At 57.0% G+C, this 15,044-nt stretch carries 9 protein-coding genes; 4 read left to right on the forward strand and 5 right to left on the reverse strand.

Translation table 11 applies throughout. From position 1 onward, the window contains the following. The first annotated feature begins 205 nt into the window (after positions 1-205). Together SH410x_RS05780 and SH410x_RS05785 are read left to right on the forward strand one after the other, a co-directional pair. Complete coding sequence (locus SH410x_RS05780) at positions 206-1,381, forward strand: efflux RND transporter periplasmic adaptor subunit (protein WP_473675451.1); 1,176 nt, start codon at positions 206-208, stop codon at positions 1,379-1,381. Positions 1,382-1,468: 87 nt separating this feature from the next. Then, positions 1,469-4,750 carry an efflux RND transporter permease subunit gene (locus SH410x_RS05785; RefSeq protein ID WP_473675453.1) on the forward strand — a complete coding sequence of 1,094 codons (3,282 nt, stop codon included), beginning with the start codon at positions 1,469-1,471 and terminating at the stop codon, positions 4,748-4,750. A 197-nt stretch (positions 4,751-4,947) separates the two neighbouring features. Here the strand turns inward: SH410x_RS05785 and SH410x_RS05790 are convergent, their stop codons facing one another. From SH410x_RS05790 to SH410x_RS05800, 3 genes are read right to left on the reverse strand one after another with little or no spacing between them, the layout of a single operon-like run. Continuing rightward, positions 4,948-5,508: a DUF6702 family protein gene (locus tag SH410x_RS05790; RefSeq protein ID WP_473675455.1), complete on the reverse strand. Its 561-nt coding sequence runs from the start codon at positions 5,506-5,508 to the stop codon at positions 4,948-4,950. Beyond that, positions 5,505-8,204, reverse strand: coding sequence for a M1 family aminopeptidase (locus tag SH410x_RS05795; protein WP_473675457.1), 2,700 nt, complete (start codon positions 8,202-8,204; stop codon positions 5,505-5,507). Before SH410x_RS05795 ends, SH410x_RS05790 begins: the two co-directional genes overlap by 4 nt. Positions 8,205-8,206: 2 nt before the next feature. Next, the gene (locus tag SH410x_RS05800) at positions 8,207-8,404 is read right to left on the reverse strand and encodes a hypothetical protein (protein ID WP_473675459.1); all 198 of its coding nucleotides are present in this window, start codon (positions 8,402-8,404) and stop codon (positions 8,207-8,209) included. 280 nt (positions 8,405-8,684) lie between these two features. On the opposite strand from SH410x_RS05800, the gene SH410x_RS05805 reads away from it, so the two are divergent. Continuing rightward, positions 8,685-9,941 carry a DUF1559 family PulG-like putative transporter gene (locus SH410x_RS05805; protein ID WP_473675461.1) on the forward strand — a complete coding sequence of 419 codons (1,257 nt, stop codon included), beginning with the start codon at positions 8,685-8,687 and terminating at the stop codon, positions 9,939-9,941. A gap of 882 nt (positions 9,942-10,823) precedes the next feature. Here the strand turns inward: SH410x_RS05805 and SH410x_RS05810 are convergent. Together SH410x_RS05810 and SH410x_RS05815 are read right to left on the reverse strand one after the other, a co-directional pair. After that, the gene (locus tag SH410x_RS05810) at positions 10,824-12,440 is read right to left on the reverse strand and encodes a transposase (RefSeq protein ID WP_473668888.1); all 1,617 of its coding nucleotides are present in this window, start codon (positions 12,438-12,440) and stop codon (positions 10,824-10,826) included. A gap of 145 nt (positions 12,441-12,585) precedes the next feature. After that, on the reverse strand, positions 12,586-13,941 hold the full coding sequence (locus SH410x_RS05815) for a D-arabinono-1,4-lactone oxidase (RefSeq protein WP_473675463.1): 1,356 nt from the start codon (positions 13,939-13,941) through the stop codon (positions 12,586-12,588). Positions 13,942-14,128: 187 nt separating this feature from the next. Here SH410x_RS05815 and SH410x_RS05820 point away from each other — a divergent pair, with 187 nt between their 5' ends. Further along, complete coding sequence (locus SH410x_RS05820; RefSeq protein ID WP_473675465.1) at positions 14,129-14,911, forward strand: phosphatidylinositol-specific phospholipase C/glycerophosphodiester phosphodiesterase family protein; 783 nt, start codon at positions 14,129-14,131, stop codon at positions 14,909-14,911. The last annotated feature ends 133 nt before the right edge of the window (positions 14,912-15,044 follow it).

Here is a 15,044-nt window from a genome sequence, read left to right on the forward strand (position 1 = left end):
ATACGCCCCCAGTCTGACGAAGACGCTCTTTTTTGGGATTGTCGCCGCGATCGTTAAGATACTGTGAAAGTGTTCGGAAGGTTGGGTGAAGTCGTGTCGTCGCCGGCCCATGCTATGGTCGCAATCGCGGTTGGTGTATGATCGCAGCAGCTCTTTTTCGGGTTGTTTCCCCGGCATGATTACCCTCCGCGAAAAACCATCTGCCATGACGTCGAAGCACATTCCGCTGTTCCTGCTCGCCACGATCGGCATCGCCATTTCATCAGGTCTCGGTTGCCGCCGCGACTCGGTCGGTGTTCCCGGCGCGGGTGGCGAACGGCCGCCACAAAAAGTGATTTTTGTGCGGGCAAAAACCGAAAAGGTGACGGACTACGTCGAGTTGGTGGGCCGCACGGCAGCAGATGAGAGTGTCGACATTCAGTCTCGCGTGTCTGGTTTCTTGCTGAAAACGCACTTCATCGATGGCCAGAAGGTCAAGGTAAACGAGGTGCTGTTCACGATCGATCCGGAAGAGTACGAGGCGATCTATTTGCAGAGTGAGGCGCAAATCGAAGTTGCCATGACACGTCTGGACGTCGCCAAGAAAACCTTCACGAGGTCGCAAAAGCTGATTCAGAACGACGCGATTTCGCGAGAGGAATTCGATCAAAACCAAGCAGCGGTGGAAGAGGCGCAGGCCCGGGTGATCGTGGCCAAGGCGGATGCCGCCAGGGTCAAACTGGATGTCGACTACACGGAAGTCAAATCGCCCATCGCTGGGCGAGTGGATCGTGCTCTGTTGGACGACGGCAACTATGTCACCGGCGGCATGAGCGGGGGCACGGTACTCACCACAGTCGTCAGTGACCAGCCGATCAAGGCCATTGCGAACATCGACGAGAATGTGCGACTGCAGTTCATGCGGCGGCAGCGCAAGCTGGCTGGCGAGGATTTCAAGCAAGCCGACAAATTGACGGAGCTCAACATCCCCTGCGACTTGCAACTTCCCGACGAAACGGGTTTTCCGCACAAGGGGACGCTCGAGTACGGTGAGATCGTCGTCAACGATCAGACCGGGACATCCCAGGTCCGAGCGATATTCAAAAATGAGAGTGGCCTGCTGTCTCCGGGGATGTTTGTGCGTTTGCGCATCCCCACGTCGGAGCCCCACGATGCCGTACTCGTTCCCGATGTCGCGATTGGCACTGACCAGGCAACCAAGTTCGTGTACGTGGTCAACGACCAAAACGAGATCGAGCATCGGACGGTCACGCTCGGGGCTCGGCACGGCGATCTGCGCGCGATCGAGACGGGCCTGAAGGCAAACGAAGCGGTCGTCGTCGGCGGCCTGCAATTGGTTCAACCGGGGATGAAGGTCGATCCGGTTGAGCAGACGGATTGATTAACAAAGCGTGAGGCAGGACGCCTCACGATGTAATCGTGTGCCCCCGCAATTCATTCGCTTCCGACTCTACCGACGCTCGCTTCTATGTCTCAGTTTTTCATCAGCCGGCCCATCTTTGCCTGTGTCATCTCGGTCTTGGTCGTGTTGGCAGGGGGCATCTTTGTATGGACGCTGCCGATCGCTCAGTACCCCGAGATTACCCCGCCCTCGGTGCGGGTGACAACGAAGTATCCGGGAGCGAGCAGTGAGGTCGTTGCGGAAACCGTGGCCGCTCCGATTGAGCAGCAGGTCACCGGGGTTGAGAACATGCTGTACATGTCCAGCCAATCGACCAATGACGGCGGCTATTCGCTCACGGTGACCTTTGCCGTGGGCACGGATCTGGACATGGCTCAGGTGCTCGTGCAAAACCGAGTCAACCTGGCCACGCCAGTACTGCCCGCGGAGGTCAAGAGCATTGGTGTGTCGGTGGTCAAGAGTTCTCCCAACTCGTTGATGGCCGTTAATTTCTTTTCACCCGACCAGTCGCGGGATCAGTTGTACCTGAGTAACTACGCGACGATTCGCGTCAAGGATGAATTGGCTCAGATCAACGGTGTGGGCAGTATCAACATCATCGGCCAACGCGACTACAGCATGCGCGTGTGGCTGGACCCTGACCGCATGGCGGTGCTGCAATTGACGGCAACGGACATCATCGCCGCCCTGAAAGAGCAGAACATCCAGGTCGCTGCCGGGTCGCTCGGACGGCCGCCGGTCCCCCACGGCGAGGATTTTCAATACACCCTGAAGACCCTCGGGCGACTATCGACGCCTCAAGAGTTTTCCGACGTGATCGTCAAAACGGGCGACGAGGGTCAGATCGTTCAACTCCGTGATGTCGTTACCAAGCAGCGCACGTCCGAGGATGGCATCGCGTACGGCGGGATCGCCTTTGGCTCCGGGTTTGAGGACACGATGTGCAACCTCGATGGTGTGCCCTCATCGGGACTGATGGTGTACCAATTGCCAGGCTCGAACGCACTTGATACCGCCGACGCGATTCGCGCGAAGATGGAGGAGCTCAAATCGAGATTCCCGTCTGGGGTTGAGTATTCGATCAGTTACGACACGACGCCCTTTATCGGCGAATCGATCCACGAGGTCTTCAATGCACTTCGCGATGCGATCATCCTGGTGGCGATTGTGGTGCTCATCTTTCTGCAATCGTGGCGGGCAGCCATCATCCCCCTCGTCGCCGTGCCGGTGGCAATCATCGGTACGTTTGCGGTGATGGCGGCGATTGGATTCAGCCTGAATAACCTATCGCTGTTCGGGCTCGTCCTGGCGATCGGGATCGTGGTCGACGATGCGATCGTGGTGGTCGAGGCGATCGAACACAAGCTCGAGCACGGGATGACGCCCGTCGAAGCATCCCGGCAAGCGATGCGGGAGGTGACGACGCCGATCATCGCGATCTCGCTGGTTTTGATGTGCGTATTCATTCCCTGTCTATTCATCACGGGCATCACCGGTCAGTTCTTCAAGCAGTTCGCCGCGACGATCGCCGTGTCTACTTTTTTCAGTGCCGTCAACTCACTCACACTCAGCCCGGCACTGAGTGCCCTGCTGTTGCGTCCCAAAGCCGAGCAGCGTGACCCGCTATCTCGACTCATTAATTTCTTGTTCGGTTGGTTCTTCACGCTGTTCAACCGGTTCTTCGCGTCGGTCTCGGGAGTCTATGCGAACATCGCCGGTTGGTTGGTGCGGTTATCGTTTTTGGTGCTCATCGTGTACGTGGGATTGCTATGGGCAACCTACAAAGGCATGACGACGGTTCCGACCGGATTCGTGCCCGAGCAAGACAAGGGGTACCTGCTCGTCGATGTTCAGTTACCCGATTCGGCATCGCTCGAGCGGACGGAGAAGGTTGTTAAGAAGCTGAGTGGGATCTTGCTCGGGGCCCGCAGTGGCGATAGCGAGGCGCTGGCGGCCTCGATCGCGAAGGGGCCGCAGGAGGAGCAGGATGAACACGGCACGTCCGGAGCCGGCGGGTTGGCGGGCGTCGATCATACGCTCGAGATTGTTGGTCAGTCGTTTGTACAGAACGCGGTTGCCTCTAACTTCGCATCCCTGTTCGTGATCCTCGATCCGTTCCACGACCGCACCGACGCCGCACTGTACTCACAACAGATTGCGATGAAACTACGTCAGGCAGTGGCCAGCGAGATTCTCGATGCACGCGTGTCGGTATTCGGCCCGCCACCCGTTGATGGTTTGGGCAGTGGAGGCGGATTTAAAATCATGGTTCGCGATATTGGTCAGCTGGGGCTGACCCAGCTCGAAGAAACCACCACTGAACTGGCCCGAGCCGGCTCGGCCGAGCCGGCGATCATGGGCATGCAGTCCGGCTTCCGCGCCAACACGCCACAGATGTTTGTCGATGTGGACCGTGAAAAGTGCAAGCAGATGAACGTGTCGCTCAACGAAGTCTTCATGGCGATGCAAACCTACCTGGGAGGTTATTACGTCAATGACTTCAACGCCTTCGGTCGGACGTGGCAAGTCAACGTGCAGGCCGATCCGCTCTATCGCTTGACACCGGAACAGATCACCCAGCTCTATGTGCGCAGCAATTCGGGGGAGATGATACCGCTCGGGGCAGTCGTCACGGTCCGGGATACAACGGGCCCTGCATTGGTGACCCGGTACAATGGTTTTGCGGCGGCAACGATCAACGGCATGGCCATGCCCGGGGTCAGTTCGGGCGAAGCGATCAAAGCGGTCGACCGCGTCGTGGCGGACAATCTGCCTTTCGGATTCGACACGCAGTGGACGGAGTTGACGTTTTTGCAAATTCAGGCTGGCAACACAGCCCTCATCGTCTTCGCACTCGCGGTGGTGCTGGTGTTCTTGGTTCTGGCGGCCCAGTACGAGAGCCTGAAGCTGCCCCTCGCGGTGGTCTTGGTTGTGCCCATGTGTTTGCTCTGCGCCGTCATTGGCGTGGCGATCGCCCACATGGACATCAATATCTTCGTTCAAATCGGGTTTGTTGTGCTGGTGGGACTGGCCAGCAAAAACGCCATCCTGATTGTTGAGTTTGCCAAAGAACAGCAGGACGCTGGGCTGAGTAAATACGATGCCACGATCCAGGCGTGCCGTCTGCGACTGCGGCCGATCATCATGACCTCTCTGGCGTTCATTCTGGGCGTGGTGCCCTTGGTGCTGGCGTCGGGTGCCGGGGCTGAGATGCGGGCCACGCTCGGTGTCGCGGTGTTCTCAGGTATGCTCGGGGTCACGTTCTTCGGTATCTTCTTGACACCCGTGTTCTATCACGTGCTGGCGTCACCGACGCCCGATGACAAGCTCAAGAAAGCAGAGGATTGATCGCGAGTGAGGCGTCCCTCAACGCCTCGCTCTCCGAAGAGCCGATTTTCGCAGGCATGAACGCCTGCGAGTGAACGAAAGTTGCTCAGCTCGGCACGGCGACGCAACGATTCGGCAGAAACGCCTAGGCACCGGACAGGCGAGATCGCGATGATGTCATCGGCCTCGCCCTCAAACCTTGCCCTCAGCACTCGCCCTCACCACTCGATCCGGTGGACCGGTTTCTCACGCGTCGTCATAAACGAGTTCGGCTCCCCCGCCTGTCCTGGCTGTAAAACCAAGAACGTGCTGACGGGATCGGCGTGCAGATGGTCGTGAGCGGTCGCACTGCGTGACCGGTCGTCTGGACGATCAGGGGCGGCAAACAAGGTGCAGCGGAGATGCGTCAGTTGCGCGGGAGTGCCTGCGTAGGCAAAGTACCACCACACGTGCCCGCCTTCGCTTTGGCGTCCCACCCAGTGATATGCCTTCGCACTTTCAGGATCGGGCGTCTTCGCAGTCACTTGGCTTTGGGTGCCGAAACGAATTCGTTTCCGTAGCAGGGTTAAAGCCGCTGCCTGCAGTTCGCCGGGTTCTTTGAGCAAGTCATCGACCGACGACTTGGACACGGATCCGAGCAGCTGCTGTTCATCGGCGTTGCTCAAACGCAGCGCCACTTCAACACGCTGTGTTTTTGCATTGAACTGTAGTTCCGCGAGCGATTCCTGGGCGGGGTGCAGGAGCATGGTCGCAACCATCAGGCTAGCGAGAATGCTCATTGGTCGTTGTCCCCGTCCGCTTGCGGTTTCGCAGGCTTCTTCCGATCGGATTGCTTGCGTTTCGTTTTGTCTTTGTCCTTATTCCGGTCTTTGTCCTGGTCCAATTTCGGTTTTGGGTTCTGGGACGATTCCGGCTTGGCCTCCGATTTCTTGTTCTTGTTCGAATCGGCGGTTTCCTGCTTCGCCTTGTCGGCCGGAGCAGCCTTGTCGGCCGGAGCGGCCGATTCGGATTTGGCCTGAGCCTCGTCGGGCGTTTTGTCGTCCTCTTTCGTGGAGTCCTCGTCCGCTTTTTTCGCGGCTTCAGCGGCCTTTTTCATAGGATTCGAGCTGTCCTTCTTCTTTTCGTAGAGCTCAAATCGAGTGGGCTCGATCTTGGGTGGCCAGTGGTTATTGCTCTTGTCCGTGTCGGCGATCTCGCGTTTGGGATCGATTTCAAATCGCACGATTTCCTTCTCGGTCAAAAACAATTTTTTGACCTCTTTGGAATTGTATCGCCAGATCTCCGGAGGCAGGACGAGGTCTTCTTGGGTGTTATCGGCGTAGTGAATTCGCAGCGGAATCGGCATGACCAATCCGCCTTGGTTGACAAACTTAACGACATAGAAATGGGTCGTGCGGTGCAGCAGAGCCCGCTGTTCTTCGTCGAGGGACTCCAGGTGTTTCTGGTAGGCCTTGCGGTCGGACTCTTCGACTTTGTCGTCATCGTAGTCAGGCGCGTTATAGAAGTCCTTGAGTCCGGGTTGCCAATCGATCCGTCGCTGCAGTTCGCTGTTGCGTTCTTCGGACAGCGTTTTTTCTTCGGTTTCTTTTTTGCGTCGTTTGCGTTCGAATGAATCGTCGGGATCGCCACTATCGATCAGGAAGAGTTCGACCGAGTCAATCGCGATGTCGACGTGGTCGGTGCTGTAAAACCAACCACGCCAGAACCAGTCGAGATTCGTGCCGGAGGCATCTCCCATCGTCCGGAAGAAGTCGGCGGGGGTCGGGCGTTTGAATTTCCAGCGGCGGGCATACTCACGAAATGCAAAATCGAATCGTTCGCGGCCGAGCACTGTTTCCCGCAGGATATTCAGCGCCGTGGCGGGTTTGCCGTAGGCATTGTTACCGAACTGTAGGATCTCATCGCTGCCGGTCATGATCGGTCGCTGGTTCCCGCCTCGCATGTAGGGCACGATTTTCTCTGCCGGTCCGCGGCCCGACGGATAGTTTTCTTCCCATTCTTGTTCGGCGAGATACTGCAGAAAGGTATTGAGCCCTTCGTCCATCCACGTCCATTGTCGTTCGTCGCTGTTGACGATCATCGGGAAAAAGTTGTGACCGACCTCGTGGATCACCACGCTGATCAAGCCATATTTGGTGGCTTTGGAATACGTGCCATCTTTTTCGGGGCGTGGTCCATTGAAACAGATCATGGGATATTCCATGCCGTAGATCGGTCCATTGACACTGATCGCGACGTCATAGGGATATTCGAACGTGTAGCGTCCGTAGACCTCGAGCGTGTGTGCGACGGCTTCGGTGGAATACCGGCTCCACAACGGTTCGGCTTCGTTGGGGTAGTACGACATCGCGGTCACGGTGCGATCGCCGACTTTCACGGACATCGCGTCCCAAATGAATTTGCGGCTGGCAGCCCACGCAAAATCCCGCACGTTCTCGGCGTTAAAGCTCCATGTTTTTGTTGACTCCGCGTCATCTTTCGACTTCGCCGTCTCGTTCGCTTTGGCTTCCTCAGGCGTGATGATGAAAGTGGGCTTCTTTTTATCCGCGATCGAGCCGAGCCGCTCAATCCACTCGTCTTTCAAGACATCGTGCGAGTTCGACAATGTGCCCGTGGCGGCCACGACCATGTCAGCGGGGACGGTGATATTGACGTGGTAATCCCCGAGTTCGAGTGTGAATTCACCTGCGCCGAGGAATTGATTGTGCTGCCATCCGGTGTAATCGGTGTAGGCGGTCATGCGAGGATACCACTGCGCGATCTCGAAGATCGCGTTGTCGTCCTCGTCAAAATGTTCGTACCCGCTGCGGGCACGGATCACGGTGGCGTCGACAATGTTGTAGTGATAGGCGATTTCAATTTTCGTGGATTCGCCCGCTGCCAACGGTTCGGCTAAATCGACTCGCATCATGGTGTCGACGACCAAATGCGGCAGTGGATTGGCCTCCTTTTGATCCTCGCCCTTGTCCTTGCCGGGGGTCTCCTGCGTGACCGCGTCGATCTTGTACCCGCCATCGAACGATTGCTCGGTCAGCAGCGTTTGCACGGAGGAAAACGCCGAGCGGCCCGCCAACGAGGGAGCCGGGCGGCTCATGATGGCGGCGGAATCTGTGCGAAAACGATTCTGGTCGAGCTGAATCCAGACGTAGGTGAGCGTGTGGGGTGAGCGGTTGTGGTAGGTGATCCGGCAGTTCCCCGAAAGGCTCCGCTTGGCGGCATCGAGTGTCACGTCAATGTCGTAGTCGGCGCGCTGTTGCCAATATAGCGGCCCCGGAGCACCTGAAGCGGTCCGGTAAACACCGGGTGTGGGGAGCCAGCTGTCGATCGAATAAAACGGGTCCGTGGTATCAACATGCTTGCGATTACTCAGTGGCTGAGCCGAGGCGGACACCGTCGCCAAAAGACCAAGAACAATAAATGAGACAAATCGAATCACAGAGCACCTCCAAAGCGAGCGGGTCAAAACCAACATCATAGTTAGTCTGCGTAAGATAGCACGGGACGGCCCGTCTGGGGCGTCGTCATCGCCGCTCTTTGGCGTGCAATGGAAATTCGTCCGTAGTGAGAGCGACCGTCTCGTAGAGCTGGGATTCGCGATTCCGTTTTCCGATTTCGCTGCAAACGATCCGCCGCCAGCGTGGATTCTGCGGCGACATCGCTCATTTCCGATGCCACGGTGTCCTCTCAAATCCAGCAGGCTGGCATTCACCCCCGATTACGCCGAATGGGCCTCATTGGGTCGTTGGTTCCCCTCTGTCGGGCTGTCTCTTGATGAGCCTGCAGGACGCATTGGGGCACTTTCTGGAGCGTTATCGGTGAAATAGTGCGGAGATATGGTGGATTCGCCGATCGAATCTGGTATATCTAATGGTTATACTGCCAGCAGATCTTTTGCGGCAGACTTTTCTGCCCCGCTATTGCTTGTCTTAGTTCCCAGTTTTCCGGAGGGATTGTTATGAAAAAAGGTTTTACGAGATCGAGTGGCTTCACGTTGGTGGAGCTATTGGTCGTCATTGCTATTATTGGTGTGCTCGTGGGGCTGCTTCTGCCGGCGGTTCAAGCCGCCCGAGAAGCGGCTCGACGGATGAGTTGCAGTAACAACTTCAAGCAACTCGGCTTGGCACTGCACAACTACCACAGTTCCTTCGATCAGCTACCGATGCACGGTGCGGGAACGGACTCACCCGGTGGTGGAGCGGCGCCCTTTGGCAATACCGGCACAACGACCAATTGGTGGACGAACTACGGGAGTTCGAATTCATGGCGGCTGAGCGCCTTGGTCGGTATGACGCCATTTGTGGAACAGCAGGCGCTGTGGCAGCAAATCAGCAATCCAAGTCGGATCAATGCTCTTGACCCGACGACGCCCTTGGGAACGCCATGGCCATCAATGGGGCCGACCATGGAGTTTATCCAGTACCAACCCTGGGTTACCGACCTGGCAACGCTGCGTTGCCCAAGTGACCCGGGCCGAGGACTGCCCGCACAAGGACGCACCAACTATGCCGTGTGTGCCGGAGACTCGATGCAAAATGCCGTCAGAGGCCCCAAGGGATTTGACGGAACGACCGGAAAACTGGTCGGTAATTCCGGCGCTGCGTCGGCATCCAACGCGGCTGACCGCGGCATGTTCGTGCTGCACAGCGCCAGCCAATTTCGCGACGTTCTGGACGGTCTGTCCAATACCATCGCGATGGGTGAGATCGTGACGGACCTGGGAGATAAAGACACCCGGGGGACGCAAACGATCAATGGTAACCCGCCCAACGAAGTTCGCGACAATCCCAATTATTGTGTTGACCAGGGTCAGGTCGACCCTCTACGCCCTCAATACTGGAAGGCTGGTGTCTCGACGGAAAATGCAAATAACGGTCGTGGATTCAAATGGGCGGACTCGCGTCCCAATTATTCGGCGATGTTCACGATTCTGCCGCCCAACGGTCCCATCTGCGGTGGTAACAATGCTGGGCAAACCGGACTCTTTCCACCATCGAGCCGCCACCAAGGCGGCGTCCATGTGCTGATGGGTGATGGTGCGGTGAAGTTCATCACGGACTCCATCGAAGCAGGAAACAGCTCGTCACCCATGGTTTGGAGTGGTGGTACCGTTACGGTGCCACCGACCAATGTCCCAGGCTCAAAGAGTCCCTATGGATTGTGGGGTTCGCTCGGAACCAGGGCCAGCAACGAAGTGATCTCGGGTAGCTTCTAAGTCCGCCAGGGCAACGTCTTCGAGTGATCGCTTGATATTAAAAAGGCTCGTCCTCCTTCGTGGAGGACGAGCTTTTTTCGTTCATGATTCATTCATCTGCGAGAGCATCACCTTGCATTAGCGACCGCGAATGAATCACCCGAGTCGCTGCGTTTGCCAGAACGTGGATTCCACCGTCTGGCGACGGTAGCTACTTTTGATTGGCCGCGTTTTATTGTCTCGCTATCGCTGAACCAATAAAACGCGGCCCGACGGGCACGCGGATCACCGAGGTGCTGCTGATTTATCTCTGTGCAGATGCTTACTTATTGGACTTCATTTCAGTTTCCATTTTTGCTTGCTCTTCTGCCTGGATTCGCTGGTACTCTTCGATGGCAGTTTGGTCGGCGTTCTCCACCGCACTCGAATTGCTGCTTCCGCCGCAACCAGATGATCCCACGACAACCAAACCCAAAAACAATGCGGACCAACCAAATTTGACCATTTTTTCAACCCTAAACTAAACGAAAAAAACAAACGTCACGAGCGGTGAGTATAGCACGGTCAGTGCCCAAACAACATTAGTCCGAGGGCTGAGACTCACGAACCCGTTGTCAATCCATGCTCGTGTGTCGGGCCCCGCCATCCTGGCGTTGAAAGCAACTCGTTTAGGACATCAGAGACAATAAGTGACGTGTTTACCGTAGTGGATCTTGTTAAAGATCCTGTTCTGGAGGGATCTTTAACAGACGCAACCGACATTAGGTAGCTTTGCTGCGGGCGACTTTTTTTGGTGGTGCAAAAGTTTTTAGCCGGGGGTCTCTGGAGGCCCTGGTTTGACTGTCGAGGAGTCGCAGGCTCTACATGAACCGTCGTCCTAGTCGCCTATTGCCCCTGTTTTTCCTAGTTAATGGCCAATTGGAGCGAATTCTTTCGCTGGCGGCGCATTGCCACCGCTCGAAGCAGATTCCAACCGGCCAGCTTCAGTAGGATCGAAAGCTTCACCGCATTGTGGCCGCGAACGCGGAGCCGACCCAAGCCCATCATTCGCTTGAGGCAACCGTTGGTCCCTTCGATACCCGACCGCCAACGGTACCTATCGCGGAACTCGTCGCTCTGCTCGTGGCGACGACGCGCGTCGGCTCGAACCGCACTGCCGGTAAATTGAATGCGGCCGGTCGGCTGCGCGTTATCCCGATTGCGTTGGACGCGGCAGCGTGCAAGCAGCGGACAGTGCTGGCACTTCTCGGGATCCATCTGTGCGAAAGTGTAGTCGCCTTTGGCGTTGTAGTTGGTCGACTCGGGAGCGTGACCAGCCGGGCAAGACTCCAGTTCACCGGCGCAGTTGAGCTTGAATTGGTCGTAGCCGATTTCATCAGCATCGTACTTCTTCGAGCCTGGCACCGGAGCGACCAATTCGACGCCTTCTTGCTTAGCCGACTCGACGTTGGCGTCGCCACCGTAAGCGGTATCAGCCAGCAGTTCGTCTGGCATGGCGTCCCGCTTTTTCAAGTCCTCCAACACCGGCGAGACCGCATCGGCGTCGTTGTCCGCAGCGGTTTCGACTTTGGCCGAAGTAATCAAGTTCGGCTCGCCGTCTTCGTTGAACGTCTCGGCGATTTGAACCTGGTATCCGGCTCCTTTGTGACCGCTGTAGGTCGCGTCGGGATCCGACGGATTGACGATCACATGGCCGCCGGTTTTCTTGCGAACTTCGACGAATTCTTCCCGAAGTTCGCACTGCTGGTTAAAGATCGTTTGCAGTTGTTTGAAGGAGTCCCAGTCGCAGATCGGCTTGGTTTCGGTTAATTCATTGAGGATTAAGCAGAGGTCTTCGGCGGCTTGCTGCAACGCAATTTTCCGCTGTTCGGTAGTGCGTGCGTCGCCAAAGATTCGGCTGTCGGATTGCTTGCGGTAGCGGGCCAAAAGCTCGTCGTCAAATCGGTCGATCAGCCTAGCCGAACCAGACTGAGCGTCGTGCTTTTCGACTTTCTTGAAGAACCGCCGCAGGGCCACGCCGATCATTTGGGCGCGTCCCAGGGTAGCCATGTCGCTGAGCACATGGGTGGAATCGAGACGCTGCTTTTTGACTTTGACTTCCATGCTTTGCAGCAGGGTGTCGGTAACGCCTGCGAAGATCTCCTCACTGATCTTCTCGTTGCTTTGCATTCGAGCGATGTAGCGTTCAATGGTTCGCTGAGTGACTTCGGTGCTTGGCTCCAAGTTCAGTGCGTACTGGATGTCGGTTCGGAACAGCAGTGCTTCGTGGGCCTGGGGGACAGTCCAACCTTGAAAGTCACGGATCCAAAGGAGCGCGATGATCGCGTGCAACTCAAAGGTTGGTCGTCCTTGATCGTCACTGAGATGCTCACCGACGAGGCCGATGGGCATCTGCTCCAAGAGCACGTCGCGAAGGAGGCCCTGCCATCCGTTGTCGATCATCTTTCGCCCCATGGGGCCGATGACGCCCTCGAACGGGTCGAAAAGTCTTTGCTGCGTAGGTAGTTCGATGGTTTTCACTGACTAACCGACCGCTCGAAGAAAAAAGCTAAATCCATACAGCAAAAGGTAACGCATCTCGCCCACGAAAGAAGCCGGTAGCATGAGACTTTTGTCGGGCGCGTCTTAACAAGATCCACTACGCCAGTTATTGATCCCGCGTTGCTTAAGGGGCGGCATCGAGCAGTTCGAGTAGCCACGCATTTGCGAAGCGGCGGGCGTCATCCGATTCACGCACGATCGCTGCGAATTCGGGCCATTGCGGGTACAGCTTTGTGACGGAGTCGGGATCGATTGAGCAGAATTTTCCCCAGTGCGGCCGTGCTCCATATTGCTGAATCATGGTCCGTGTCAGGGCTGTCGCAAACGCTTCAAACCCCTGCCGCTGCGATGGCCGTGCGTAGCTGATGAAGCTGAGCGTGTACCACGGTTGATCGCCCCCGGATCCTGGCGAGATCAGTGTTTCGTCAGGCAACACGCGACGGACGCAGATGGGATAATGATGGACGTATCGTTCTGGTGGCGGCTTCGCCGCGTGGGCGGCGATAAACTCACGCGACGTGTTGATCGCCGCCTGCAAATGGTTCCTGGGGACGAAGAGTTCGACTTCAATATGTCGAAATCGTTCGTGCTGCATCGTCAGTTGGCGATCTGACCGGTCGACCACCTTCCATCCCTGTGGGATGAACCGTGGGATCACATTTTTGTAGGCGAACGCAGTGCATCGATCCGGTAGGAAGCGTGCCAGCAAACACACCACAAGGTGAAAGGCAGTATCCATTCCCAGTGACCAGAACCAACGATAGAGCCCCGCATGCCAACTTCGTTTTCGATCGGATTCGACGCGATGTTGGGCAAAGAAATCCCAGCGCCACGGAATAAAAAAGAACTGTTGAAGTGGATAGTCAGACTCGCTCGCGATAATTTCCTGGAGCGTTTCATACAGCCGGAGATGTTCCTCGACGGCGTATTGGGGTCGCACGGGAAATTCGACCTCACTGACCACGCCCAAGCAGCCGAGAGAGCATCGGGCGGCTCGCAATAAACGCGGTTGGTTGTTGTCGATCCAGTGGAATTCCGCGGGGCCTCCATCGCGAGGGAATGATGCGATGCGGACCGCGCGGACGAAGTGCGACAAACTCGGGCGTCCCGATCCGTGCGTGCCGGTCGCAATTGCGCCGGCAACGGATTGCTCGTCGATGAGTCCGAGCGTCGGAAGTGTCAATCCACGTCGTTGGAGTTCATTCACCACCTCTTTGATTTGGCATCCCGCGCCGACACGAACCACCCACTCCGCACCCGACCGCCGCAACTGCACTGCATGGAAGTACCGCATGTCGACGACGGCGGCGTTGGCTTCGATGACTTTGCTCCAGGAGTGCAGGCGTCCGATGCAGCGGATTGGGCCGTCAGGATGCTCATCGAGAAACGCGAGCAGCTCCTGCTCCGATTTCGGACAGGCGTCGTCGCTGGCGAGGACGCGGAGGTTGCCTCCGAAGTTATGGGCAATGAAACGCATCATCGGTGAATCCGCTTTCGATTATGTGTTTTCACTGCTCCATCCCCTCGTCTCAGGCGACCAATCGGCAGGATGCGCCGGAGAAGGGTCGATATCGTATTGACCGTCAGTCATAATGAGAGGAGTTGCCACGATTCCCCGTTCTCCTTTCGAGCCATTGCAGATGCTTTCGAGATCCTTGTTCCATTCGATGAGAGCCGCCGTCATATGCGCGGTCTGTTTGCCGACCCTCGGCACCTGCGCCGCGGACGTCACGCCGCACCGTCAGGCTCACGCTCATAATGATTACCTGCATCCGCGCCCACTCTTGGACGCACTCGATCAGGGCTTCGGCAGCGTCGAGGCGGACGTGCTTCTGGTCGACGGCGAGTTGCTCGTTGCCCACTCGCGGGCCGAGGTATCGCCTGACCGTTCACTGCGGTCATTGTACCTTGATCCGCTGCGTGAACGCATCAAGCAGAACGGAGGATTTGTGTATGCAGACGAACAGCCCATCACGCTGCTGATTGATATCAAGACGGAGGGTGCATCGACGTTTTCAGCAATCAACAAACTGCTCAGCGAGTATCGTGACGTGTTTGCTTGGTCCGAAGACGGCACGCTGCATCCAGGCCCGGTGGTCGCGATCGTCAGCGGGAATCGACCGATCGAGATGATTGCGGCGGCGTCGCCTCGATTCGCTGGCATCGACGGTCGGCTGTCGGACCTGGATAGCAAAATGGCACCTGATCTGATGCCACTGCTGAGCGACAACTGGACCCACTACTTCAGTTGGCGTGGAAAAGGCAGCTTTTCAGCGATCGAACGGGAGAAGTTGAAGCAAATCGTGGCACACGCACATGCTCAGGGGCGTCTGATTCGCTTCTGGGGCACGCCGGACAATCCCGCGATGTGGCGTGTACTGCGTGATGCGGGCGTCGACCAAATCAATACCGATAACCTCATCGGGCTCCGGCATTTCCTCAGCGAGTAAGGAACGAACGGAAAATAAGTGGCCGAACGCTCCGCGGTCGGAATCATCGACCGCGGAGCGTTCGACCACAATTTCAGACAGTAATTTTCCGTCCGTTCCTAAACGGGCGGCAAAACTGCGTCCGTGTATTCGA

The organism is Rhodopirellula sp. SH410, assembly GCF_055811895.1.